At 59.1% G+C, this 25,013-nt stretch carries 18 protein-coding genes and 1 pseudogene; 12 read left to right on the forward strand and 7 right to left on the reverse strand.

The window, feature by feature from the left end; genetic code table 11:
• Positions 1-23 precede the first annotated feature (23 nt).
• The 3 genes from FJ930_RS28140 to FJ930_RS28150 form a co-directional block, all read right to left on the reverse strand.
• Complete coding sequence (locus FJ930_RS28140; RefSeq protein ID WP_181763492.1) at positions 24-569, reverse strand: cupin domain-containing protein; 546 nt, start codon at positions 567-569, stop codon at positions 24-26.
• Positions 570-636: 67 nt separating this feature from the next.
• Positions 637-1,512, reverse strand: coding sequence for an alpha/beta hydrolase (locus FJ930_RS28145; protein ID WP_141840946.1), 876 nt, complete (start codon positions 1,510-1,512; stop codon positions 637-639).
• Positions 1,513-1,797: 285 nt separating this feature from the next.
• A complete protein-coding gene (locus FJ930_RS28150; RefSeq protein WP_141840947.1) occupies positions 1,798-2,538 on the reverse strand; it encodes a TetR/AcrR family transcriptional regulator in 741 nt (246 codons plus the stop codon).
• A gap of 556 nt (positions 2,539-3,094) precedes the next feature.
• Here FJ930_RS28150 and FJ930_RS28155 point away from each other — a divergent pair.
• The 4 genes from FJ930_RS28155 (at position 3,095) to FJ930_RS28170 (ending at position 7,326) form a co-directional block, all read left to right on the forward strand.
• On the forward strand, positions 3,095-4,216 hold the full coding sequence (locus FJ930_RS28155; RefSeq protein WP_141840948.1) for an extracellular solute-binding protein: 1,122 nt from the start codon (positions 3,095-3,097) through the stop codon (positions 4,214-4,216).
• Positions 4,217-4,398: 182 nt separating this feature from the next.
• Positions 4,399-5,559 (forward strand): ABC transporter ATP-binding protein, encoded by a 1,161-nt coding sequence (locus FJ930_RS28160; protein WP_141840949.1) that lies wholly within the window; start codon positions 4,399-4,401, stop codon positions 5,557-5,559.
• Positions 5,556-6,467 (forward strand): ABC transporter permease, encoded by a 912-nt coding sequence (locus FJ930_RS28165; protein ID WP_141840950.1) that lies wholly within the window; start codon positions 5,556-5,558, stop codon positions 6,465-6,467. The genes FJ930_RS28160 and FJ930_RS28165 overlap by 4 nt, the downstream gene beginning before the upstream one ends.
• A gap of 4 nt (positions 6,468-6,471) precedes the next feature.
• Positions 6,472-7,326 carry an ABC transporter permease gene (locus FJ930_RS28170; RefSeq protein WP_141840951.1) on the forward strand — a complete coding sequence of 285 codons (855 nt, stop codon included), beginning with the start codon at positions 6,472-6,474 and terminating at the stop codon, positions 7,324-7,326.
• Between the two features lie 478 nt (positions 7,327-7,804).
• Here FJ930_RS28170 and FJ930_RS28175 read toward each other — a convergent pair whose 3' ends face one another.
• Positions 7,805-8,344 (reverse strand): VOC family protein, encoded by a 540-nt coding sequence (locus FJ930_RS28175; RefSeq protein ID WP_181763493.1) that lies wholly within the window; start codon positions 8,342-8,344, stop codon positions 7,805-7,807.
• Between the two features lie 684 nt (positions 8,345-9,028).
• Between FJ930_RS28175 and FJ930_RS28180 the strand changes: the two genes are divergently transcribed.
• A complete protein-coding gene (locus FJ930_RS28180) occupies positions 9,029-9,799 on the forward strand; it encodes a TetR/AcrR family transcriptional regulator (protein ID WP_141840953.1) in 771 nt (256 codons plus the stop codon).
• A 269-nt stretch (positions 9,800-10,068) separates the two neighbouring features.
• Here the strand turns inward: FJ930_RS28180 and FJ930_RS28185 are convergent, their stop codons facing one another.
• On the reverse strand, positions 10,069-12,039 hold the full coding sequence (locus FJ930_RS28185) for an FAD-dependent oxidoreductase (RefSeq protein WP_181763494.1): 1,971 nt from the start codon (positions 12,037-12,039) through the stop codon (positions 10,069-10,071).
• A gap of 268 nt (positions 12,040-12,307) precedes the next feature.
• Between FJ930_RS28185 and FJ930_RS28190 the strand changes: the two genes are divergently transcribed.
• A complete protein-coding gene (locus FJ930_RS28190) occupies positions 12,308-13,960 on the forward strand; it encodes a GMC family oxidoreductase (protein ID WP_141840955.1) in 1,653 nt (550 codons plus the stop codon).
• A 344-nt stretch (positions 13,961-14,304) separates the two neighbouring features.
• On the opposite strand, the gene FJ930_RS28195 is transcribed toward FJ930_RS28190, so the two are convergent.
• Complete coding sequence (locus FJ930_RS28195) at positions 14,305-15,354, reverse strand: LacI family DNA-binding transcriptional regulator (protein WP_141840956.1); 1,050 nt, start codon at positions 15,352-15,354, stop codon at positions 14,305-14,307.
• A gap of 149 nt (positions 15,355-15,503) precedes the next feature.
• On the opposite strand from FJ930_RS28195, the gene FJ930_RS28200 reads away from it, so the two are divergent.
• From FJ930_RS28200 to FJ930_RS28225, 6 genes are all read left to right on the forward strand, one after another.
• Entirely contained in the window at positions 15,504-16,634 is a 1,131-nt protein-coding gene (locus FJ930_RS28200) for an amidohydrolase/deacetylase family metallohydrolase (protein ID WP_141840957.1), read from the forward strand.
• Positions 16,635-17,036: 402 nt separating this feature from the next.
• Positions 17,037-18,668, forward strand: a complete 1,632-nt coding sequence (locus tag FJ930_RS28205) for an ABC transporter substrate-binding protein (protein WP_246677069.1) — start codon at positions 17,037-17,039, stop codon at positions 18,666-18,668.
• Between the two features lie 29 nt (positions 18,669-18,697).
• Positions 18,698-19,681, forward strand: a complete 984-nt coding sequence (locus FJ930_RS28210) for an ABC transporter permease (protein ID WP_141840958.1) — start codon at positions 18,698-18,700, stop codon at positions 19,679-19,681.
• Positions 19,678-20,568, forward strand: a complete 891-nt coding sequence (locus FJ930_RS28215) for an ABC transporter permease (RefSeq protein ID WP_141840959.1) — start codon at positions 19,678-19,680, stop codon at positions 20,566-20,568. Before FJ930_RS28210 ends, FJ930_RS28215 begins: the two co-directional genes overlap by 4 nt.
• Positions 20,568-22,319, forward strand: a complete 1,752-nt coding sequence (locus FJ930_RS28220; RefSeq protein ID WP_181763495.1) for an ABC transporter ATP-binding protein — start codon at positions 20,568-20,570, stop codon at positions 22,317-22,319. Before FJ930_RS28215 ends, FJ930_RS28220 begins: the two co-directional genes overlap by 1 nt.
• A 111-nt stretch (positions 22,320-22,430) precedes the next feature.
• Positions 22,431-23,636: an aminotransferase class V-fold PLP-dependent enzyme gene (locus tag FJ930_RS28225; RefSeq protein WP_141840961.1), complete on the forward strand. Its 1,206-nt coding sequence runs from the start codon at positions 22,431-22,433 to the stop codon at positions 23,634-23,636.
• Between the two features lie 310 nt (positions 23,637-23,946).
• On the opposite strand, the pseudogene FJ930_RS28230 reads toward FJ930_RS28225, so the two are convergent.
• Positions 23,947-24,599, reverse strand: a pseudogene (locus tag FJ930_RS28230) (DNA repair exonuclease); the annotation flags it as partial.
• Positions 24,600-25,013 lie beyond the last annotated feature (414 nt).

Consider the following 25,013-nt stretch of genomic DNA (forward strand, 5'->3'; position numbering starts at 1 on the left):
GGGTAGCAGGCGCCGCCTTGGGCTTAGACCGTCCACGTGACCGGTACGGATTTGCCGTTGTCGGCATCACTCCACAATGTTGGGAGGGGCCCGCCGGGACCGAAGAAGGGGTCAAAGGCCGGTATCGGCACCCGCCGCGAGGTCTCGGCCAGTTCGTAGTATTCGTCTGGATGACCCAAGCGGAAATCGAGCACGCCGAACCCGGCCGGAAATGACCCCGTCACGAGCAGATCATCTGTGATCGAGACGCCGAAATGTCCTACACCGGCGGGAATGGCCACGACATCGCCCTTCCGGAGCAAAACCTCCTTGCCGTCGTGGCCCCCGAACAGCCCGCGCGCCTCGCCGCGTATGACAGCGATGAGTTCGTGTGACTGGCTATGGAAATGATGCTGCGGATAGAAACCGATTGGACTGTGCCAACTCGGGTTCCAGTAATTCGATCGCTGGCGGTCTTCCATTTCGATCGCTGACCAGGCGACCACGTCTCTGTAGACGAGCAGAGGCAGACGTGAGTTCGGCACCCGCCCGTTGCCCTTAAAGAAATAGGTCTCGACAGTTACGCCCATGGCAATGATCCCTGTTGACGACATCACGAGGAACAGGCAACGACCGAGAGGCGTTCAGCGCGGCTGCTCATGTCCGCGATCGATCGGCCTCTTCCAGAACCGCGCTGATTGCCGCCAGTGAGGCGGGCTCGTCCATCAGCAGCGGATGTCCCCTCACCGGCACGACCGTCAGCTGGGCGTTCGGATTGACGCCAGCCATCTCGAGCGCCAGATCTGCCGGCATGTAGAGGGATTTCTCGGCGCGCAGGATCGCCACCGGGAGCTTAAGCGCTTTGAACTCTTTGTCGAAGCTCGGCTTGGCCTCCTTGAAGCGCTGTGTCTCCTGCTGAGTCAGTTCGTCGAAATCGCGTACATATTTGTCGCCCGCCACCTGCCGATAGGTCTGCAGGGTGAAGGAGCGCCAGTCGTCCTCGTCGAAATCCGGAAAGTAGTCGCCATACTGTTTCTTGGTCTTGCCAAGCGCCTCGTCGAAGCCGATCGCATCGAAGCTCAGATGCGTTGCGATGTGCTTGGTCCCTGGAGACGAGGTCTGGGTGCCTACGTCGTTCAACACAATGCCGGCGACCCGCGCCGGTTTCTGCGTCGCCATCTCGATCGCCATGAAGCCGCCGAGCGCTACCCCGGCGATCACGACGTTTTCGACCTGAAGGCGATCCAGTAAATCCCACATATCCCCGATCAGTTTGTCGAAATGATAGTCCGCGACATCGTTTGTGCGCGATGACTTACCTCGGCCGCGCAGGTCCGGCGTGATTACGTGGCGATCGCCCGCTATATTGCCGGCCAGGCGCCGGTAGTCTGACGAATTTCGCCAGAAGCCGGGAATACACAAAACAGGCGTGCGATTGCGCGCTAATGATGGGACGTATTGCTTGACATACATTCTGCCGAAGCCTGCAAGCTCCAAGAATTCTTCTTTGACGCTATAGGGTTTCGACTCCATCTGTCCTCCGCTGTCGTCTCGCTTGGCCCCGTTGGTCCGTACTGCGGGTTGGCCGACCTGCAAACTGTGTCGTTAAGTCGGCCCTGCGATCGCGAGCCAGACCGGCGCACAAACTCCTGTCAGAACTCCACTTCGCTATAACCTGATGTTAATCTGGTTTGTTCGGCTGCGTCAACCATGAGATTGGAAATTGATTAGCTGGTCGGAATACCTGCGATTGCTCGCCGAAGCGGAGCCAAGTACGCGCGAGCGGAATTCACAACATGGTGATAATATGCTTACAAATCAAGCGTCTGCCTTGCCTGGCCTGACCGCGAGCACGTCCGGAAGGATTGTCCTCAAATAGGAAATTTGCATCCGCATGGAGTGCTCGAAGGTTTCGTCATCAATCTTGCCGTAAAGCAGATAAGATCGTGCCCAAGCCGACTCGACAAGGTCCATGGCTCGGGAAAAGGTTTCTTCCATGTCGGGGATGTTGGGCATGACGAAAAATGAGCGTAGCGCCGATGCGAGTTCTCGCGCCGCAGCCCGAGTTTCCTGATACGTCGCCAAGGTTGCCTGGCGATGGATTTGCGGGCCGAGCAGCACCTCGCAGATGGGTCGGCTGGCGTTGTATTGGTCGCGAGCATATTCACCCATCTTATACATCCAAACTTGCCAGCTCGGATTCTTCGAGCGTGCCTGGGCACGATGCGCAAGCACGGTGATCTCGGTCCCTATCTGCGCGTATTTCCGCGTCAACTCGATGCGCAACGCGGCCATGGTTGGGAACAAGTAGTTGATTGACGCGGGCGGCATCTTGGCCGCCCGGGCAACGTCGTAGGAGCTTATGTCCTCAATGTTGACGGCCTCGAGCAGCTTTTCTGTGGTGCTAAGGATTTTGGCGAATCTTGCCTGGCTGCGGTTTTGTGTTGGGCGCCGCGCCACATGTTCAACCTCGTCGGATCTGGTCTTACGCATCGACGATTTTGGTCGCACGGCGCCTTGCATCTGGTCGGTCGGTGCCTCATCGTCGGTAGTCCTCATTTGAGCCTCCTGTACCATCGACATGCGGCCCAGCTCTTCCGGTGGGCTGCGCGCACAGCGAAAAACTGCTGTGTGCGTGGCGTGAATTTTGCCCCTGCTAGGGACTATATGCGCGCCGTTTTTGCGATCTTAATCGAAATTGACGGAACTCGCCATGCCGGCATGATAGCGGTGACAGCGATGTCCGGATCTACCATTCGACACCTGTGCCGCTCTCACAGCCTACGCCGCTTCGCCGTGCAACGGCGGGCTGCTGACGGGCCTGGTAGCGCCTGTATGCCTTGCGTGTGAAGGCGTTGCGGATCTCTTTCCAGCCGGGACGCATACAGGCCGCCAGATCGAGACAAAGGCCGATAAGGGCAAACGCGCATGCGCAATCGACTACGACCCGTTTTGACACGATAACGAGTCGGCATCTCGCTAAAATCTGATTTACAACCAATTCGATCTGCGTTAAGCCTCCGCCAATAGCCAAGGTCGCTCGGCTCGGCGCCTTGGCCCGGGGTACGGAAATATCAAAAACAATGATCCACGAAAGACATATGGGAGAAGCAGCATGACCTATAGAATCAGCCGCAGGACCTTGTTGAAAGGGGCGACAACAGCGGGCTTGGCAGCACTTGCCGCCCCGGCCATTGTCAAGGACGCGTTCTCTTCCTCAGGCAGCCTGAACTTCATGGCATGGTCGGGCTATGACTATTCGCCGTTGCTTGACAAGTTCAAGAAGGCGACGGGCATTACGGTCAATATTGCCTCTCAGCAACCTGACGCTGAGACCATGCTTGCGCAGGCGAAGCTGGCCAAGAGTGGCGGCATCGATATCGCCGAGCCGGCGATGCATTATGTGCGCGTCTGGATTAGCGAGGGCATGCTCCAGCCGTACGACCTGACCAAGATCAAGATGTCAAACTTCGTCGACGGCGCGCCGGGCGCCACGCCGGGAGACCAGGGCGAAGTCGACGGCAAACGCTACTACCTGCCGTCGAGTTGGGGCACCGAGGCGCTTGTGTTTAGCAAGAAGGATGCGCCGATGACATATGGCTCAGCCAGCCTCGCCGACCTCTTCGATAAGAAATATGAAGGCAAGGTGACCCTTCGTCCCCAATCGGCTCTTCCGGCCATGGGCCGCCTCCTCGAGGCTCAGGGAAAGCTGCCGCGGCCGTTCCTAGACAGTTACAGGGACGAGGCGACGATGCGGCAGATCTGGGACATCGTCCTGGCCGCGGCGATCGAACGCAAGGCAAATGTTGCCCAGTTTTGGTCCTCGGAGTCGGAAGCAGAGGGTGCCTTCCGAACCAATGGCTGCACACTCGGTCTTTGCTGGGATTCGAGCGGCGCGCATCTAGCGCCCGACGGGTTTGGCTTCATAGCGCCCAAGGAAGGCGCCTTCAGTTGGAGCCAAGGCTTCGTGCTGATGAAGAACGCCACGAATGTGGACCAGGCGCATGAGTTCATCAACTGGGTGTCCTCGGCTGAAGGGTCCTCGGGCTGGGCAACAATGTACAGCTGCAACCCGATCGGTAAGGGCGGCATTGAGCTGATGTCACCCCAGGTGCTTGAGTTCTACAAGGCGGCCTATCCGGAAGATGCCCTCAAGAAGCTCTGGCTGTGGCCGCCACGCGAGCCATGGTTTGTGAAGCTGAGCACCGAATACGGAGACAAATGGCGCGCCGCCTGATCGAGGTCGATCATGGCCGCAGGCGCCGCTCTTTCCTGGCGGTGCCCGCGGCCATATGATTTGGCGCCTTGACCGTGTGATGCGGCAGGGTCGCGCGTTGCCCTCTGTACGCTCAAGCCTTTGAAGAGGCTGCGCGGTCGGCGGCTCCCGGGCCATAGGTTACAATCTCAAATAGGCGGTCGATGAGCGAAGGCGTACAACTCTCAGGCGTTTCGGTGAATTTCGGTAATTTCCGGGCCGTAAACAATGTGTCTGTGTCCATCAAATCCGGTGAATTCTTTTCGTTCCTCGGTCCTTCAGGCTGCGGCAAGACAACAATCTTGCGGGCGGTTTCCGGTTTCATCAGCCCGAGTGCTGGAAGCGTCAGGATTGGTGGCCAGGACATGGCGGGGATCGGCCCGAACCGCAGGCCAACCGCGCTTATTTTTCAGAATCTCGCCCTGTTCCCGCTGATGTCTGTGTGGGAAAACATTGCATTCGGTCTCGAGGTCCGCGGCGCACCAAGGGCCGCGCGACGCGCCAGGGCCGAGGAGCTGTTGCGGCTGGTTGACCTGCCTGGAGCTGGAGACAAGGCCATCGCGCAGCTGTCGGGAGGCCAGAAACAGCGCGTGGCGATCGCCAGGGCCCTTGCGGTCGAGCCGAAGGTCATGCTGCTTGACGAGCCTCTCTCGGCGCTTGACCTGAAGCTGCGGCAGCACATGCGTGCGGAGCTGCGAGCGATCCAGAAGCGCACGGACATCACCTTTATCTACATCACTCACGACCAGGGTGAGGCGCTGGCAATGTCAGACCGCATTGGCGTCATGTCGCAGGGCAGGCTGCAGCAGGTCGATACGCCGCAGAGAATCTACGAGAACCCCGCCAACGGCTTCGTGGCGTCCTTTGTAGGCGAGAACAATGTCTTCAACGGAACCCTAGACGATATCCAAGCCGGTGTCGGAACCTTCACGACCGATGACGGGGAGGTGCTGAGAGCCATGGTGGGATCCGGGGTCAAGGAGTATGCCGATGCGAAGCTCTATGTGCGGCCCGAGCGCGTAACCCTCAATCCCGTGAGCGAGAAGGCGCGCGAGGGCGCAAACGTCGTCGCCGTCAAGGTCGCGAGCATCGCTTTCGAAGGAAACTTCATCAATATCCACGCCAGCGACAAACGGGGGCGGCGGCACATCGTGCAGGTCCCGAACGATGCTTCGGTGTGGATCCCGCCGGTCGGGACAGATGCCCGACTTGAGTTCACGCCTGACCAAGCCACGATCCTGACAGAAAATTTGCCTGCACGCGCTGGAGAGGACGACGTCGGTGTCCGGCAGGGTCAGTCGTACCGTGTCGAGGTCGCGCAATGAAGGACGTGGCGCGCCGATATGGCTTTGCCGCGACGGTCGTCATGGTGGCTCTGACGGCGTTCTGGGTCTTGGTGCTCATCATTCTTCCCTATCTGTTCCTAGTCGACGCATCGTTTCGACCGTCCCTGCCGGCCGACCAAGTCGGCGGTCCGAACGACCACTACACCTTGCAGAACTATCTGACCCTTCTGAACCCGAACGCCACAAAGGAATTCCTGTTCCTGTCGATCCCGATCCACCTCTTCGTCTTCGCGCAGACGGTGGCGATCAGCTGCCTTGTCACTGTCATCACCTTGGCGCTGGCCTATCCGCTGGCCTACATCCTGGCCAAGGTGGTCAATCCGCGCACTGTCGCGACACTGTTCCTCATCCTGCTCATCCCTTTGTGGATCAGCGAACTGCTGCGCAGCTTCGCCTGGTACATCATCCTGGCATACCAAGGCCCGCTGAACGCACTGCTCGGCCTGTTCGGGATCAGCCCGATCCGCTGGATCAGCGGCTACAACGGCGTGATCATCGGCCTGATCTACACCTATTTTCTCTTCATGTTGTTCCCGATCTATGGGTCGCTCACCACCCTGGATTCCAACCAGATCGAGGCGGCCGAAGATATGGGCGCGCGCTGGTGGCAAATCCACCGCCGGGTGGTAATCCCGCATGCTAAGCCGGGCATCGCGTCGGGCTGCGTGATGGTCTTCATGATGTGCGCGGGAGCCCTCTTTGTCCCGCGGCTGCTCGCCTCGCCCAGCTCGCGCTGGTTCACCGAGGTGATCATGCAATGGTTCTTCGAGGGATTGGACTGGAACACCGGCTCGGCCTACGCCTTCATGTTGCTTCTCGTCTGCACGGTGTTCGTGTCGCTCATGATCCGGCTCTTCAAGGTAAACCTGACCGATATCGCGCGGTGAGCTCATGCAAAAACTGACCCTCGGCAAGATACTCGCAAATGGCTTTCTGGGGCTGTGTATGGCCTATATGGTTGTGCCGCTGATTATCATGGGCGGCGCCGGTTTCAACAATTCGCGCTTCCCGTCCGTCTATCCCTGGCGCGGCTTCACCGAACGCTGGTTCGAGGATCTGTGGAACGACCAGCGCATGCTGGATGCCGGGATCAACACCTTCTTCCTGGCACTGGCCGTGGTCGCCATGGCGGTGCCAATCGGAACCGCCGCAGCGTTGCTGCTGAACAGTCTGCAGAGCAGGATGCGCCCGCTGCTGTTTGGCATTCTGATCGCGCCAATCCTCACGCCCGGTGTTGTCGTCGGCATCTCGACTTTACTGTTCTGGAACGAATTCAACATCCCGGCCGGCCTGCACCTCTCAGCATTGGGACAGGTGTCCTACATCGCGACCTACGTCATGCTCTTGGTGCTTGCCAGGCTCCAAAGCTTTGACAGGGGCCTTGAGGAGGCGGCGCTCGATCTCGGCGCGAGCCATGGCCAAGTCATGCGCCGGATTGTTCTTCCCCACCTTTATCCCGCCATCGTCCTTGGCGCAGTGCTGGCCTTCTTCCAGTCGGTGGAGAACTACAACATAACCCTCTTTACGCGTGGCAACGCCCAGACTTTGACCGTCTATATTGGCTCCATGGTTCGCACGGGCTTTACGCCCGAGATCAACGCGCTGGGCCTGCTGTTCATTCTCATCACTATCGCCGGTGTCGTCTATGTCGAGATCAGACGCCGTCGCAACGTGCGCCGGGAGCTCACGCTTGAGGCTCTCGCCGCGATCGAGGAGCGCAGAGACCTGCAGGGCATGGCCCCGTAACGGTACAGGAGACGCGGAGACGGCTGCCGGTGCCGAGAGGTTGCATCTCGGGCGTGGCCATCAACTCTCAGGTAACCGGATCGCTTGATGACTGGACGCGGGACGGGGCCGCACCACGGTGATCGACCTGACCGCCCAGGCAATCCTTTGCTGTGGTCAAGTGGGGCGATCTGCTTCGCGTCCGGCGGCGCAGTCCGCGGCCTCCAGTCCAGCGACCTCGAAGATTTGCCACGCCCACGCAGATCCGGCGCTACCACGCGCCGTTCAGACGCAATCTTGGCCGCGAGGCGATTGAAGTCCGATGGGTTGAGCCAGAAGCCGCGAGCCAGAGCACGGGAGTGGGGCCCCTGTCGGTTCCGGGGCGACGATCCTGGTAGTACATCTGACCGAAGCCCGGGATTGCTAAGCTAACCCTCCACCGAGGATAATTTCTTTACCACCACCCTTCCAGTTGATTACTCAGTCCGCCGCATCAAATTCAAGCGCCATAAAGGCTCTTTCCATCCCACTCCGAAGCCGCCTTCTTCATCTTCTCCAGCAGAGCCCCGCCATCCGCAGGTTGAATGAGCTCTATGATCCCGCAAACCGGATTGCCATCAAAGAAAACGGTGGTCGACCCGGTCGCGGCGACACCCCTTTGCAGCTCCCGCATGCCGGCGGCCTTCAGACGAGCCGCATCTTCGGCAAGCCGCATGGTTCGGATTCCAACGTGGTGGATGGCACCGTAGGGGAAGCCGCGAAACACCGAAGGCGTCTCATTGTGCTGCTCGATCAGTTCGATCTGGACGCCGCGGCCCCATGCCAGCGCAAGGCTGAAATCCAAATCGCTTGACGCACCGTTCACGACGAGCTCAGAGAACTGCAAGTGCTTCTGCACAAAGAAGGGCCCTACGCCCAAGTGCGCGACCCAGAAGCTTACAGCGGCCTCGAGGTTGGCCACAACATAACCGATCTGCGCAATCGGGCCGATGACCGACACGGAAGATGCGAGGTCGTCTCGCGGAGTCTCGGGCGACATCTCGTGGGTGCCATAAGTTGATTTAAATCGCTTTCTATATCGGAATCGTCTCTCTATCAATCGTATAAGGCGCCCCATTACAATTTTTTTCATTCTTAATCTGATTATAGGGTGCCGACTCTATTGAGCCGGGTGTTTTCCTTGGCCAGGTGCCTCCCGGCAATTCATTCCAGTGAGGACAAAAAAATGGGCGTTTCGTGGGTCAACTGAAAGGGGTATAACCGTCACCCTAGTGGGAGCATTCTGAGACACAAGTTGCGGCTGCGGAGCGGCGTGATGGTCTTCGCGCCCGCAGGTGTATCAGTCTCGACGACCCTTTGATATTTCACGGGCCCACCACATTCCTCAGATCATGTCCTGGTCACTTTCCGAAGTTAGCCAAGAGCATTCGGCCGATCCTTGCACCTCCGGAGCTGGACGCATTCACATTTGGCAGACGGCCGATCCAAAGCCCGGAACAAGCCGTGGCAACGTTTTGCGTGCAGCCTAGCCAACGTTGTACCGGATGGGCTATTAAAGTTCGGGTTGTGCCGCCAGAGACAGTGGATGATTCGATTAATGTGGGGTTTAGGAATGTTGCAGCCCGACAGGCCCCCGGCCAGGTGCCGCGGGGTCCGTCGGCGTCCGACCCGGCTTCGCCAAGTAGGTCCACGTCCTCTTTCGCTCCGCAAGCGAGTTATTTAGATGCCAGACAACAACACCAGCATCAGGCCGCGGTCCTCGCTCCGCAAAGGCAGATCCGACACCATCGAACATGTGGCCCGGCAACCCTCTCAAAATCGCAGCATGGCACGCTTCGAGAAAATCCTCGACGCATCGGAAGAGCTGCTGCAGGCGGCAAACATAGAAGATATCAGCTTTTACGACATTGCCCGCCAGGCCAGCATCTCGCCAGCGTCCATCAACTACCTATTCCCCACGATGGCCGCGCTCAGAATTGAGCTGAGCAGACGCTACCTTCGTAAGTCCTCCCAAGATGCTATCGAGGCGGGCCAGGCATTGGCCCGCCGCAGGGATTTCAGTTGGCAGACCTGGCTCTATGATGTCGGCAAGCATGCCCGCGCCTATTTCAACGATCACCGCCCGGTAAGCGAGGCCTGCCTTGGGCCGATCTTGCATCGGGAGTCGCGCCGAGCCACCATCGCCGAGAATGACAGGCTAGCTCGGGCCCTGGTCGACATTCTGATGGAGCTTTTTGTTCTGCCCGAAATTCCCGGCCTGACGCAGAAGTTTGCTTTTAGCATGGAGGTCGTCGACGGGCTCTGGTCACGGTCCTACACCCTGCACGGCTATATAGATGACGAGTCTTTCCAGGAGAGTATGCGCATGCAAACCGCGTATCTGCGCATGTTCTTGCCGGAGGTGTTGCCGGTAAGTAGCGGTGACTTCGCAATGGGCAGTGTTGACCCCGCCTTGGACGGTCGGCCCACTCGAAATCGGACACAAAGTCTCTAGATCAGTGATCCGGGATTCGCAGTCCGCCACCGTCGTCTATGCCCAGCTTCTCGTTTGCAGAAGACCGCGCCCGGAAATATCAAAAAGCGCATCAGGCTCAAAGCCGGCCGGGTTCCTGCTTTTGGGGCAGGTAGCTGGTAGCGCTCCGCAGACGCTGGCCAATTGTGCGGCCTCCCCATGGATCTCACTCCGTACTGACTTTTTGCCGACTGGAAGGCGAAATTCGCATGAGCTGGCGATGCGGCATCGCGCCGGTCCCCGGCGGGGTTCTATAGGGCTACCGCCGCCTTCAATCCCTCCAGCACCGCCTCCTCGGCTGTGCGCGGGGTAAGGCAATCCCCCACGATGTGCCGCTCGATGGGCAATGCCGCTATTTCCCGTTCAAGCTCGCGATCCGCTTGGCCGCCGTGACAGATCACCAGCGTATCGACACCTTCGACCAAGATGGGCTTCAGGGCGGCCACGTGTTCGAGATAGACCGTATTTCCCTCTGCGCCATAGAGACGTGCATAGTTGATGATCATGACGCCGGCTTCGAAGAGCCTGGCGGCGGCTTTGTCGCGGACATATGCTGGCAGCGTCTCGCCCGGCTGGACGCCCACCACGGCGATCGTGACGTCGTGACCGTTCGCGGCAAGTTGCAGGGCGGCGCCAACCCCGACCCAATCGCAGGTGATGTCAGCAATCAGCACCCTTTGTCCCGCTTTCGCCGTCCCCGCGATCACCTCATGGGCGGTGATGTGATCGATCCCCTCGATCCGTTCCAATGGTGGCAGGCGCGGCGTCGCGCCGGTGGCCAGAACGACCGCATCGGCTCCCTCCCTCTCGATAAAATCCCTCGTCACCTTCTGCCTCAATCGCACTGTCACGCCAGCCAACTCCACCTCGCGGGCCAGGTTTGTGATGATGCCGCCGAACTCGGCACGCCCCGATACCCGGCTGGCCAGCACGGCTTGCCCGCCAAGATAGCCCGAGGCCTCGCAGAGGACGACGTGGTGACCACGCATGGCCGCAACCGAAGCCGCCTTCATTCCGGCCGGGCCACCGCCTGCGACGATGACCCTCTTGGCACGATCGGCCATGCTGTAGGCACCAAGGGTTAGTTCACGTCCGGACTCTGGGAACTGGATGCAGGATACCGAATAGCCACGCTGAAAATGACCGATGCAGGCCTGGTCGCAGGCGATACATGCCCTGATATCATCCACGCGGCCCTCGCGAACCTTCGCGACGAAGCGGGGATCGCAGATCATCGCCCTGGTCATGCCGGCCGCGTCCATAAAACCCTGGGCGATAGCCGACTCAGCCGACTGCGGGGTATTGAAACGCCCGGTCGCCACCAGCGGTACCGTCAGCCGTCTCTTAGCACGTTCGGCAAAGGGGGTGACGTAGCCGGTCTCGGCAGCCTCCATGGGTGCAACGATGTGCATGGCGCCGGCGCGGGTCGAGGGTGTGCCGAGCACGATGTGGAGGTAGTCGACCAAACCGGACGCATCGAGCCGCGCAAGCGCCTCGAGGCTCTCGTCCTCCTCCAGCCCGTCATTGTCGAGATCGGCCGCTGACAACCGAAAGCCGAAGGCGATGTCCGGTCCGATCGCCGAACGAACCGATTGCGCTACCTCCATAATGAAGCGGAAACGATTGCTGAAGGGCCCACCATAATCGTCGGTACGCCGGTTGATCGTAGCAGCAAGGAACTGCGCCGGGAGGTTGCCCTGGTTGCCGCAGATTTCGATGCCATCGACCCCCGCCTCGACGGCGCGGGCCGCGGCCGCGCTGTAAGCTTCGACGATCCTTGCGATCTCGTCGACCTGTAGCGCTCGCGGCCTGATGTGAAAGCGCTCGGCATAGGTGTCGGAGGCGGAGAAGGTCAACGGGGAGGTGCCGTCCGGCGCGCTGTACATCTCTCGCCCAGCGTGCAGCAGTTGGGCGAAGACTTTGCCAGCCTCGGCGTGGATAGCCTTGGCGACAGCGCGGTACCCAGGAATGGCCTCATCGCTGTCGAGGCGGGGCTGGCTGGGTTGCGTGAAGGAGAACTCGTCTATGCTGGCGGCCGTCAAGATATTCAATCCCGCTCCGGCGCGCGTCCTCGCCACCTGGTAGGCGATATAGGCGTCGTTGAGCAGTCCGTCATCGCCCTGCAGCAACGTTTCGTGGGCAGGAAAAATGATCCGGTTGCGAAGCTCCACCTTCCCGAGCTTGATGGGCGATAGGAGATGCGGAAACTGGCTATACGTCATCGGCTGACCATGGCTCATGGAAATAATTGGATGTTAATCCGTTTTTCTGATTCGGCAAGCTGAGACCTGCTCTCGTGGCGAGCTTCGCGTAAGCATCTGTTGGGCCAAGCAATCCGACCAGTAGCCTTGCTACTTTGCCCAGAATCCCTAGGAGAATTGCGGTTCGACAGCGACTTGTACCACCAATGAGCCGGACGTTGGCGGACTCCTTGCGTGGATGAAGATCGCTCTATAAGCTGATGCAAATCAATTTATTGCGGATTTAACCATGCTCCCGAACCACCTCACTCCGTCCGAACTCACGGCCCGCCAATGGGACGTTGCGGTCATTGGCACCGGCATCGGCGGCGCGACGCTGGGGTACGCGCTGGCCAAGGCTGGCCGGCAGGTCCTCTTCCTCGAGCGTGGTCCATCCTACTTCTCCGCCGACGCCTTCGTGGGCAACTGGTTGGAGGCATTGGTGCCTGACCAGGTAAACGGCTTGACACCGGAGCAACGCCGGCTTGCTGGCAGGCTCGCCAAGACGATGGATGATGTGACGTCTGGTTCCGCGCGGGCCATCCTTCCGCTCCTCGGTATTGGCACCGGCGGCAGCAGCGCGCTCTATGGGATGGTGATGGAACGCTTCTTCCCATCGGATTTCGAGCCCGGTCGGTACTTCCGCGACGCGCCAGGCGCAAACGTCCCCGAAACATGGCCCGTTACCTTCGACGAGTTCCAGCCCTATTATGCCGAGGCTGAAACGCTTTACGGAGTGCGGGCCACGCCCGACCCGTTCCGTCCAGTGGGCGAGACGCGTGGCACCACCGTGCCGCCGCCCCTGACGCCGGCCAATCGAGAAATCTTTGATGATCTGTCCGCCAAGGGACTGCACCCGTACCGCCTGCCAATGGCCTGCGATTTCGAACCAGGTTGCGCCGAATGTCTGGGCTACGTTTGCGCGAGGCGGTGCAAAGGCGATAGCGTCAAAGCGTGTCTGGGACCGGCGGTTTTGCTGCATGGCGCCAAGTTGGTGACCGACTGCGAGGTCGAGACCCTTGAATCGGGTGCCGGCGCAGTCACCGCGATCAACGCGATCGTTCTTGGCGAACGGATCACTATCAGAGCAGGTACGGTCGTTCTTGCGGCGGGCGCCGTTCATTCGCCGGCGATCCTCCTGCGCTCGGGTGGAGAATTGGGCCTCGCCAACAGGTCAGGACAGGTCGGTCGCAACCTGATGCGCCATCTCACCGACTACTACCTCCTCTATCCGCGGACCGCTCCGAACCAGGGTTTCCTGAAGCAGGTCGCATTCAACGACTTCTACGAGTGCGATGGGACCAAATATGGCACGGTCCAGTCCAATGGACGATTTCCCCCGAGCCGCACCGTAGCGACGTATTTCAGGGAGACGATGCGTGAAACATGGGAGCCGCTGGCGATGCTTTTTCCCGTCATCAGACCTTTCGTTGAACGTCGCGTGGCCCAACTGGTCAAGGACGCGCACATCATGGCCGCCTTTCTGGAAGATCTCCCCTACGCCGAGAACCGACTCGTTTTGTCGCCCGACGGCAAGGGATTGCGGTTGACCTACACGGTCGGGCCTAACGAGCAGGCGAGGCTGCGCGAATTTCGCAGAATGGTTGCGCAGGCGATCGCGCCGAAGCCGTTCAAGGCGGTGCGTCGGGCACACGACAGCAAGATGCTGGGGCACGTATGCGGGACCTGCCGGTTTGGCGATGATCCCAGGACCAGTGTGCTGGACCGCAACAACAGGGCGCATGAGGTGGCCAACCTCTATGTTGTCGACAGTTCCTTCATGCCAACTTCTGGCGGTACGAATCCGTCGCTGACGATCGCCGCGAATGCCCTGCGCGTGGCCGCTCACATTCTCGGAGAGAGTGGCGCCGCGCCGAGCAGGTCGGTGATTGCCACGGTGTAAGTTGAGCGTCGGCAGACGTCGGCCCCCAGACGTCAAGTTAGGTGACTGCGATCCGCTCCGGAGGGATCCAGCATGCAACTCGGGCGCTTCTTCCGGCAGGTAATGGCCGCGAGGCAGACTTTCGCCGCGCACATCGCTCATGCCGCAGCGACCGTCAATCGGCTAGCTCGGCGACAAGGTGATCGAGGTTGCCGTTGAGACGCTGTAAAAGACCCACGAACAGTCCGATCTCATCCGCGATGAAGCCGGCAAGGGCGGCTTCTGTTCCCTCACTGGAGGGCTTCCCGTGCTGCCGGCAACGGATAGTGGTTTTGACCGTCCGTAGGGCGGGCTCCCGTTGCATTCTAACTGCGCTTGGCCTTAGTCACCGAATTGCGGATAATCAACTCAGCCGGGACCACGATATCGCTGCTTCGGCGCGTAGCACCCTCGATAACCTTCAGGAGCATCTCAACTGCAAGCTCCCCCACGGTGGCGATCGGCAAGCGAACCGTCGTCAAGGCCGGAGCCAGATGACGGGCGTAAAAACTATCGTCAAAGCCGACGACCGAAACATCCTCAGGTACGGCCCTGCCGCTTTCCTTCAGCGCCGCAATCGCGCCGGCGGCGATCTCATCGTCGCCGGCAAAAAGGGCGGTAAAGTCAACCTTTTGTGCGATAAGCCGCTTCACCGAGTTGTAGCCATGTTCCTCGGTAAAACTGTCATACTCTATCGCAATATCAGCCAGCGACAGCCCCAGTTCGGCCAACGCGCTCGCGATCCCTGCGATGCGAGCGTGCGTATCGCGATGGGCTTCGATGCCGGCAAGGTGGACAATGCGGCGGTGACCGGCCTGCAGAAGGACACGCATCGCCTCTTTCGCTCCGCCCATGTTGTCGAGCGTCACAGAACCGGCAGCGATAGCGCCCTCGTTAGATCCAACAAGGATGACAGGGATTCCGCTCTTCTCTATGACGTCCCGCGCAGCCGCGCTGAGTGGGAACTCCAGATTAAGGAGCAGACCATCGCAAGATCGATCAACCATATCTAGCGTCGCCCGCTCTTCCTCCTCGGGGTATCCGAAGCCGCTGCCGAGCAGCAGCCCTTTGCCGGCAAGTCGACACGCTTGCTGTATCCCGCTCACGAGTTGGGAATAGTAGGAACTGGTCAGGTTCGTCACGACTCCGCCGATGATGTTGCTGCGGCTAGACTGCAAACCGCGCGCGGTCTCGTTCGGGCGATAGCCGAGCTCCCGGATAGCCCTTTCGATGGCCTCCCTGGTGCTGTCGGAGACGTAGCCCTTATGCGTGATGTAGCGAGAGACGGTCGATTTCGACACTTTTGCCCGTTTCGAGACGTCTATTATTGTTGGTGCCACCTTGCTTTTTCCGTCTCCTTGGGGGAACGTTCCCATAATAGGACGCGCCGAACATTTCAAGTGCCTTCGCGGAAGTGAAGCGGCAAATCGGCAGTTTTCGGCCGCAAGCCAACCATCGATGCATGTCTCCCGTAGTCACCGTGGGCATGCAACTCACCAAACCTGCACACCAGGAGACACTCCGGATGCCACAAGCCCGTTCCTTCCTGAACCTTTCGATAGTTGACCATCCGGGCCTGATCGACTTGCATATCGACCCTGAGGGAAACGTCGCGTCCGCCCCTCTGGCAGGGGCTATCCCCACCGATTGCCGAGGCGCCTACGTCTCGGCCGGGTGGGCAGATCTTCACGTCCATGTCTGGCATGGCGGCACCGACATTTCCGTGCGGCCCGAAGCGGCAGGCATGGCCTGTGGCGTCACTGCAATGGCCGATGCGGGCTCTGCTGGCGAAGCGAGCTTTCACGGCCTTCGGGAATATGTGATTGAGCGGCGGCCCGAAACGATTAAGGCCTTCATCAATATCGGCTCCATTGGGCTTGTCGCCTGTAACCGTATACCCGAACTGCTCGATCATCGCTTTATCGACGTCGACCGGACACTCGCGGCGATTGAGTCAAACCGTGACCTAATCTGCGGCGTCAAGGTACGCGCCAGCGGCGTGATCGTCGGGAGTTGGGGAGTGGAACCGCTCAAGATCGGTCGCTATGTGGCTGATGTCGCCAACCTCCCCTTGATGGTACACATCGGCGAGGCGCCCCCAACGTTGGAGGACGTATTCGCTCTATTGCGCCCCGGCGATGTCGTAACCCATTGCTTTAATGGCAAGGCGTCGGGGTCCGTGATCGCGACCCCACGGCTTTTCGAGATGGCGACCGAACTCGCAAAGCGCGGCGTGTTGATGGATGTCGGCCACGGCGCAGCCTCCTACGATTTTGGGGTAGCGGAGAGGGCGATAGCCGGCGGGCTTCGGCCGTTTTCCATCTCCACTGATGTGCATCTGCACAGCGTCGATGGCCCGGTCTTCGATCTGGCGACGACGGCCTCCAAACTCATGGTGGCGGGCCTGAGCTTTAGCGAGACGATTGCGGCGATCACCACGGGGCCGCGTGGGTTCCTCGGGCTGCCACAACTCGATCTCAAGCCTGATGCGCGGGCGGATTTCACCATCTTCTCAATCGACGAGACCGACCTTGAGGTCCGTGACAGCGCTGGCAATGCGCGGATATTGAAGCGGATGATCCAGCCGCAATGGAGCCTCGTCGGACCGCATTGCCTGAAGACGCCCCTCAGCCGGCAGCGCACCTGGACTCACTGATCTAGCCTGCCCCCTCCATATCGGGAAACCGACTGTCTCGTTGGTTCCGCATAAGTTTGAGGACGGTCAGCGCGGGCGAGGACGCTCAACTCGGCGGGCCCCGATGGCGGCCACTGGCGACGTAGGCACCCTCCTCCGCGTCCGCACGGAGCTTTTGTCTTCATATACACGACGCAGATTTGGGTATCGCGCTGCACCCTTGACAGCCTAACTCCAGCGTCTGTATGGTCAACTTAGATATGGGAACGTTCCCATATAGTCGTTCACGTGTGCACTCAGCAAAACAAGTACAAACAGGGGACGGGAAAGATGGCAAATAAATCTGACGGCTCAACGACAAATGGCGAACTGTCGAGGCGTACATTTTTGATGATGACCGGTGCTATGACAGGCGCCATGGTTATGGGAGGCGAAGCGGCATTCTCGACGTCGGCGTTTGCTGCATCGGAAAATGTCCTGACCGTTCACATCGAAGAACAAACTGGTTGGGTAAAGAACTTCAACCCTTTTGACGCGGCCGGCCGTCGGTCGAGCACCACCGATTTCATCTATGAGCCTCTGGTCATTTTCAACCAGTTCGATGGCGGCAAGCCGGTGTTCCGTCTGGCGACGGCCTACAGCTTCTCCGAGGACCTTCTCTCGCTCACCTTCACCATCCGCGATGGCGTGATGTGGTCCGACGGGCAGCCGCTCACGGCAGAAGATGTTGTCTACTCGCTTGAACTCGCTCTCAGCAATGCCGCGGTCGATCTGGTCGGTCTGACTGCGGCAGTTTCGGGTGTGCAGCAAGTCGGCAACTCGGACGTGAAGCTCACTCTCAAGGCCATCAACTCACTGCTTCCCGAAGCCCTGGGCGGTTTTTCTGTTGTGCCCAAGCACATCTGGAAGGATGTCCCGAATCCCGCCACCTTCGCTAACGAAACGCCTGTGGGATCGGGTCCCATGACCGAAATTCGGCGGTTCACCTCCCAGGTTTATGAACAGGCTCGCAACCCGCACTATTGGGATGCGGCGTCTCTCAAGGTCGACGTTATGAGGTTCCCGCAGATTTCCGGCAACGATCAAATGCTTGCGGCGCTGCCGACGGTCGGGCTCGATTGGTTTGGCTCGTTCCTCCCCGACATCGACAAAACCTATGTTGCCCTGGATTCCGAGCACAATGCTTATTGGCAGCCGCCGGGCGACACCGTGTCGTTCGACCTGAACTGGAAGGCCGCCGAGGCGGGCAATAACGAAGCGTTCAACGACATCAACTTCCGTCACGCGTTTAGTTTGACGCTGGATAGAAAGTCCATGGTCGATGTCGCGGGTTTCGGGTACCCGACTGCCAATGGCAGTGCGACGGGCCTTCCGCAAACGTTTGAAAGCTGGCGGAATGCCGATGCTGGAAAGGACGCCGACAAGTGGGTTGCGTTCGATCTGGATGGTGCCAGCAAGGCATTCGACGCAGCGGGCTATGACAAGCGCGACGGCGAAGGATTCCGGCTAACCAAAAGCGGCAAGCCCATCAAGTTTTCCATCATCGTTCCGACGGGATGGACGGACTGGATTGATGACGCGCAGATCGCAATTGAAGGCCTGCGCAAGGCCGGCATAAACGCAACCGTGGCGACGCCGCCGTTCACTCAATATGTCCAGCACCTCCTCGATGGCAGCTACGACGTCGCCATGCATGCACGGCCAGACGGTGCGACTCCCTTCGATGCGTATTATGGATCCTACTCGAGCGATTTGGTCGGCAAGACGAGGCACAGTGCGTCACGTTACACGAACCCGAAGCTGGATAGCCTGTTTGCCGACTTCCGCGGCACTGCGGATGACGCAAAACGACACGCCATCTTCAATGACATCCAGGTCATCATTGCCAATGATTTTCCGGTTATCCCGGCGTTCAACAACCCCATCTGGTACCAGTATTGCACCAAGCGGTTTTCCGGATTCCTCAGCAAGGACACGCCTACAATGAACCCGGAAAATCACGACAACAATCACATGCGCCTGATGCACCTGCTGCAGCTTTCGCCTGTCGCCTAACGACAGCGTAGTAAGGGATCATCGAGTCGATGCAGGCATTTCTTCGACGGACCAGCACATATTGCGTTGCACTTGCTATCGCGATTGTCGTGAATTTCGTGCTTCCCCGCCTAATGCCAGGAAATCCGGTCGACTCGATGATTGCCCAGATGGGCCAGCGGGCAACACCTGAGGTCGTTGCAGCCTTGAGGGCCAGGTTCGGTCTGATTGATCAGCCTATCTGGGTCCAGTTCGGCGGTTACCTCAAAGGCCTCGCGACGTTCGATCTCGGATTGTCAACGAGCTACTATCCACGGACTGTCGTGGAGGTGCTGGCACGACCGCTAATCTGGACGTCGTTTTTGATCACAACGACGATCCTGTTCTCGTTTGCGGCCGGAACACTTCTTGGTGCGTTATCGGCATGGCGTCGCGGCGGCAAGACGGATTCAATTCTTTCGCCGCTCGCCTTCGTCGTGAACTCCGTGCCTCCAGTCGTTTTCGCTCTTACGACGCTGTTCGTTTTCGGCGTCCTCTATCGACTGGCTCCCGTAAGCTACGCCTATGACCCAAATCTCGACCCAGGGCTGAACGGTACCTTCCTTCTCAGCGTTGCGGGACATGTCGTGTTGCCAGTTTTGAGCCTGGCACCCTATTTAATCGCCAGCTTCCAAAGCACGATGCGGTCATCGATGATTTCTATTCTCAATGAAGATTATGTAACGCTCGGCCGAGCGAAGGGCCTTTCCAGTGCTGCCGTGATGTTCAGTTACGGTGTGCGAAATGCCATGCTCCCGATGTTGACGCATCTGGCTCTTATGCTGGGTAGCATATTCGGAGGATCGATCGTCGTTGAAGTCGTCTTTAACTATCCTGGACTTGGAATGACACTATTCACGGCAACTCTTGCCCACGACTATCCCGTGATTCAGGGGCAGTTGATGTTGATGACGTTAATAACCTTAGGAACCAACCTGCTGGTGGACATCATCTACGGCCTCGTTGATCCTCGTCTGAAAGGAGCGACAAGTTGAGCTTTCTGCTCCACCAAAAGAAGGCTGTTCTGGGAATTGCAATTCTCCTTGTGCTTTTCGTATTGGCTGCCTTTGCCCCGATAATTGCGCCATACAGCCCGGAACAACGAGTTGCCCGCTCGCATCAGCCGCCGACGATCGAGCACATCATGGGGACGACAAAAATGGGGCGCGACGTCTTCAGCCAGTTTGTCTGGGGTGCGCGATCATCATTGTCGGTCGGGGTCGCCGCCGGGGTTGCTATTACAATACTTGGTACGGTCATCGGGCTGATCGGCGGATATATCGGTGGTTGGGTCGATCGCAGCCTCGATCTTTTGACCAACGCCGTCCTTGTCATACCGAACTTGCCCTTGCTGATCCTCTTGGCAGCATTCGCCGGTACGGTGGGACCCAGCGTGATCATCGTAATTATCACGCTGACGTCCTGGCCCTGGGGCGCACGCATGACCCGGTCTCAGACGTTGGCGATCAAGAACCGCGAATTTGTCATTGCCGCGCGAATGGTCGGAGAGTCGAAGTTCCGAGCGGCCCTGGTCGAAATTTTGCCGAACCTGTTGCCGCTGATCGGCATCAATCTCATCGGCAGCATCATCTTCGCGATCGTGACGCAAACAACCCTTGAGTATCTCGGATTTGGAGATCCCCTCCACGTTACGTGGGGGACCATGCTTTACAACGCGCAGAACTCCTCAGCCATCTTGGTTGGAGCGTGGTGGGATGTTGCTGCCCCTTGCGCGGGCATCGCGCTCGTCGGTCTGGGACTCGCGCTGATAAATTTCACCCTTGATGAGATTGCCAATCCACAGCTGCGCTCCGGGCCTGCCCTTAGTCGATGGGTGAGATTGACTCGAGAACGCGCCAAGGCGCTGGAGGCCAAGCGCTAGTGGAACCTTTGCTTAGTATCAGAAATCTGAGCATCGAATACCTGCTCGACCGCGGGAGCTTCGAGGCCGTCAAGTCGGTGAGCCTCAATATCGCTCGCGGCGAGATATTGGGACTGGCGGGGGAATCAGGATGCGGCAAAAGCACGATCGCTTACGCGGTCGCTCGCCTATCCAAATCTCCGGCGTGGATCGTTGATGGCCAAATCGTCCTTGAAGGAAGCGATCTCTTGAAGCTGACGGAACGTCAGATGCAGAAAGTGCGCTGGCGCCGAATAGGAATGGTGTTTCAAAGCGCGATGAACTCGCTCAATCCACTAATGCGGATCGAAGGGCAGTTCCACGATGTCCTCCACCAGCACCTGAATACCTCTCGCGAGCAGTCGCGAGACATCGCCCAAAAGATGCTGCGCCTGGTGGGAATTGCCCCGCAGCGATTGTCTGACTACCCCCATCAATTCAGCGGCGGCATGCGCCAGCGGGTCGTAATCGCGATCTGCCTGGCTCTCAATCCAGACCTAATTATCATGGACGAACCGACTACAGCACTTGATGTCGTCGTCCAGCGAGAAATCCTGGAGCAGATCGCAGAACTTCAAAAGGCGCGAGGATTTTCGGTTCTGTTTATTACGCACGATCTCCATCTCATGGCGCAAATATGCCACCGAATGGCTGTGATGTTTAAGGGCGAGGTCGTCGAAAGCGGCGATGTCTACCAGATGCTCAACAATCCGCAGCACGCTTATACGAAGGCGCTGTGGGCGGCGATTCCACAGCTGCCAAAGATGCGGCAGGAGCGCGAAAGTATTCTCGTGACCCCAATTGCGGATCGCGTCGAAGCCAAAGCGGCCGTTCCCCTACCTACGGTTCAGCTCCGGAACGTCACCAAACGCTTTGAGGCGTTTCAGGCACTGCGCGGGGTGTCGTTTGAACTCAATGCCGGGCGCGCGCTGGCACTGGTTGGTGAATCAGGTAGCGGGAAGTCGACGGTCGCGAATATCATTTCGCGGACATTTTCTCAAACGACCGGGGACGTCATGCTGAATGGCAAGGACCTTCCATCGTCATTGAAGGCGAGGGACGAGAAAGCCTATCGCAAAAGCGTTCAGATGATTTTTCAGGATCCGTTTGCTTCGCTCAATCCGGCTTTTACGGTCCGCCACCACATTATGCGGGCGCTCAAATTGCACGGCCACGGAAAAGACCGGGCGGACCGGAACAGGCGGATCTTGGAAATCCTTGAGTGGGTTGGTCTCGAAGGCGAGCTGACAGCACCAAAATATCCACATCAACTCTCGGGGGGACAACGGCAGCGCGTCAATATCGCGCGCGCGCTGGCCGTCGAGCCAGAAGTACTGTTGGCGGACGAGCCGACATCGATGCTCGACGTGTCGATCCGACTTGATATTCTAGAACTGTTGTCCAGAGTTAAGCAGGAACGTCGACTTGCGATGCTATACATCACCCACGACATAGCAACGGCCTATCATGTAGCCGAAGATATTGTCGTAATGTTTGCCGGCCAGGCAGTTGAGTGGGGAGACGCTCTCGGCGTTCTGTCGGATCCTCGCCATCCATATACGAAGCTGATGCTTTCGGCCGTGCCGGACCCCGCCAGTCGGTTTCGGGTGGATAACAGTGCCAAGTTCTTGAAGGAAGCAGGCCGCATACGCGCTGTGAGCCGCCCATACTCTGAGGAAATTGTTCAGGTCGGACAAAACCATTTCATTCGCAAAGTGGCAGAGTCTGAATAGGAAGTGACGAGTTCTGGGGATGCGGACACTTCCGCGTTCGACGGCTTGCTCCTGCAGAAATGTGAAAATTGAAGCTATCTTCGAGATCTATTCATAGAAGAGGTTGCGGCCATGGACGTTTCGCCAAATCAAGGATCGAACTCGTCCATTCGGGAGCGGCTGGGGCTGCGGCCCATCATCAACGTTGCCGGAACAATGACCAGCTTGGGCGCCTCAATCATCGTGCCCGAGGCAGTAGCGGCCATGGCCGAGATCGCCTCACTTTTTGTGGAAATCGACGACCTGCAGCGCCGGGCAAGTGCGGTGATCGCCAAGGCGACCGGCGCTGAGGCAGGCTTTGTGACAGCCTCTAGCGCAAGCGGACTGGTGATGAGTATTGCTGGGGCGATGACCGGTGCCAAATTGCTGGCGATCGAACGCCTGCCCAACGACACCGCCGACCTGCACAATGAGGTCATTATGCAGGTGGGGCACCTGGTGAACTATGGTGCTGGAATCGACCAGGCGATCCGGCAGTGCGGCGCCGAGGTAGTGTTTGCCGGCACGATCAGCGACACCCAGCGACATCACCTCGATGAAGCGATAAACGAGAGAACGGCCGCCGCTATCTATGTGGTGGCCCACACAACAGTCCAATCCGGAATGCTGTCGCTGGCTGAATCCGTGGAAATATGCCACGCCAAGGGCGTGCCAGTAATTGTCGATGCTGCCTCGGAATACGACCTCCGCCGCTTCCTCGGAGAAGGCGCCGACATTGTCGTTTATAGCGGCCACAAGTTCCTCGGCGGTCCGACATCCGGCATCGTCGCTGGTCGCCAAGATTTGGTCCGCGCGGGCTACCTGCAGAACATGGGGATCGGCCGTCCCATGAAGGTGGGCAAGGAAAGCATCGCCGGCGTGATGGCGGCGCTTGAGGCATGGGACCGGCGCGATCACCAGGGCACCCGGATACGCGAGCAGGTGGCGCTTAATCTCTGGAATGACGCTCTGTCTAAATTGCCGGGACTGGAAGTTCGCATCATTCCCGATCCGACCGGGAATCCGCTTGATCGGCTCGAAGTCGCTGTCGGCCCGGCCAGCGGATTTAGTGCCGCCGGGCTTGTGGCAGTTCTGGCAGCTGGATCGCCTTCCATAATGGTGAGAGGTCATCATGCGGAACGCGGCGTCTTCTACCTCGATCCTTGCAACCTGCACCAAGGTGAGGAGTACATCGTCGCCGAACAGATTACGTCGCTACTGCGCAGAACCGAGCGTCCCGCCAATGCAATGCAGTCGCCCCGAAAGGATGCAGCCCGGATCCTGCGGTGGCCGGACTGATCGCGTCGCCAACAAGGCAAGGCCAGCCGCGCCCGACATCTTCATCGCGACATCATGCCGATAGTTGCCCGCTCGATAGCCGTCCAACCCTAGACCCGAGCGCCCATCCGTTCATGCACCACCCAGCGAGGCAGCTAGCGCCGGCGCAAATTGATGTGCAATGGCGGCAAAGGCTACACGGGTGGAGAAGGTTGGATGACAGTTCCTCTCCCTCTACCGCCATTCCCCCACTCCTCCGAGACCGTGGGGAATGCCTCCTCGCCCAGGAGGGCTGTGAGCTGTCAAACGTGACCCTCGATCGGCGTCCAATTTTCCCCTGAGGGATCCCTGGCATCACGAGCGTGCTCGCGCCGGAATACACTTGGCGAGCGTGAATATGGCCAAGCGCCCAATAACCAAAGCCGTGGCCGTCCACGTCGGCGACGCTGCAAGGTGCATAGACGTCATGGCCAGGGGAGCCGGCCAGGCTCGTGTGCATGATGCCGACGTTCGCAGCTCCCTCCTGCGGCGCGGCAAATTTGGGCAGCAGGCTGTCGGGCGCCTTGGGGTTGGCGAAACTGAGCCCATGGAACGCGACGTCACCCCAGGGCCAGACTGGATCACGGATTGGCAGCGGCCGCCAAAAATGGTCACCGTGTCGGGCAACACGAGCTGCTTCGTAATCCGCGACATGGCGTCGTGGTTGCCGCGGATCATGTAGACCCTGATGCCAGCTTGATGGAGACGCGTCGTTTGGGATGCCAGAAAGCGTGCCGTCTTCATAGAAGTCTGGTCGCCATCGTAAAGATCGCCAGCAATGACCAGAGCGTCGACGCGCTCCGCAAGACAGAGGTCCACTATTGCAGCGAATGCCTGTCGGCTGGCATCTCCGACTAGCTCGGCGAGTTCAGAATTTCTGAGTGCGAGCGAGCGCAGTGGCGAATCGAGATGGATGTCGGCCGTATGAATAAATCGAAATGCCATCCGGGGCGCTCTCCAGGCCCGAACCGGATGTCAGGCCAATCCTGTCGAAGTCCAAGTCGCTGAACTGTATGCAGCGACCAAAGCTTGGGTTAGCAAAATCCGGCAGCGTTGGGCAACGGGAGGCGAGCGAGATACAGTGGCCCATGATTCTCAGCTAGTCGTGCACCTATCTGTTGATGGTCTCCTGGAATTTCTCAATTCTGGAAAGAATGTCGTCGAATGACGGCGGGGTGTTATCGAACATCATCGGTGCCATTGTCCGATATCCGCTCTGAGGTCATTGATCCGGGACTCGCGCCGCAAAGTGCTTCCGGCTGATGCCCTTCTTTTCTGGATGGCGACCACCTGTGTAGCCGAGGTCGGCCCGGTCGAAGGACAAATCGATGTCCTCGGAGAAACGGCGGATGATGCCAA

The organism is Mesorhizobium sp. B2-4-15 (assembly GCF_006658505.1).
Taxonomy (GTDB): Bacteria; Pseudomonadota; Alphaproteobacteria; order Rhizobiales; family Rhizobiaceae; genus Mesorhizobium.

Excerpts from the sequence above, each read along its gene's own strand:
- FJ930_RS28140 (WP_181763492.1), bottom strand. The coding sequence starts at position 569 with ATGGGCGTAACTGTCGAGACCTATTTCTTTAAGGGCAACGGGCGGGTG.
- FJ930_RS28145 (WP_141840946.1), bottom strand. The coding sequence starts at position 1,512 with ATGGAGTCGAAACCCTATAGCGTCAAAGAAGAATTCTTGGAGCTTGCA.
- FJ930_RS28150 (WP_141840947.1), bottom strand. The coding sequence starts at position 2,538 with ATGAGGACTACCGACGATGAGGCACCGACCGACCAGATGCAAGGCGCC.
- FJ930_RS28155 (WP_141840948.1), top strand. The coding sequence starts at position 3,095 with ATGACCTATAGAATCAGCCGCAGGACCTTGTTGAAAGGGGCGACAACA.
- FJ930_RS28160 (WP_141840949.1), top strand. The coding sequence starts at position 4,399 with ATGAGCGAAGGCGTACAACTCTCAGGCGTTTCGGTGAATTTCGGTAAT.
- FJ930_RS28165 (WP_141840950.1), top strand. The coding sequence starts at position 5,556 with ATGAAGGACGTGGCGCGCCGATATGGCTTTGCCGCGACGGTCGTCATG.
- FJ930_RS28170 (WP_141840951.1), top strand. The coding sequence starts at position 6,472 with ATGCAAAAACTGACCCTCGGCAAGATACTCGCAAATGGCTTTCTGGGG.
- FJ930_RS28175 (WP_181763493.1), bottom strand. The coding sequence starts at position 8,344 with ATGTCGCCCGAGACTCCGCGAGACGACCTCGCATCTTCCGTGTCGGTC.
- FJ930_RS28180 (WP_141840953.1), top strand. The coding sequence starts at position 9,029 with ATGCCAGACAACAACACCAGCATCAGGCCGCGGTCCTCGCTCCGCAAA.
- FJ930_RS28185 (WP_181763494.1), bottom strand. The coding sequence starts at position 12,039 with ATGACGTATAGCCAGTTTCCGCATCTCCTATCGCCCATCAAGCTCGGG.
- FJ930_RS28190 (WP_141840955.1), top strand. The coding sequence starts at position 12,308 with ATGCTCCCGAACCACCTCACTCCGTCCGAACTCACGGCCCGCCAATGG.
- FJ930_RS28195 (WP_141840956.1), bottom strand. The coding sequence starts at position 15,354 with ATGGGAACGTTCCCCCAAGGAGACGGAAAAAGCAAGGTGGCACCAACA.
- FJ930_RS28200 (WP_141840957.1), top strand. The coding sequence starts at position 15,504 with ATGCCACAAGCCCGTTCCTTCCTGAACCTTTCGATAGTTGACCATCCG.
- FJ930_RS28205 (WP_246677069.1), top strand. The coding sequence starts at position 17,037 with ATGGGAGGCGAAGCGGCATTCTCGACGTCGGCGTTTGCTGCATCGGAA.
- FJ930_RS28210 (WP_141840958.1), top strand. The coding sequence starts at position 18,698 with ATGCAGGCATTTCTTCGACGGACCAGCACATATTGCGTTGCACTTGCT.
- FJ930_RS28225 (WP_141840961.1), top strand. The coding sequence starts at position 22,431 with ATGGACGTTTCGCCAAATCAAGGATCGAACTCGTCCATTCGGGAGCGG.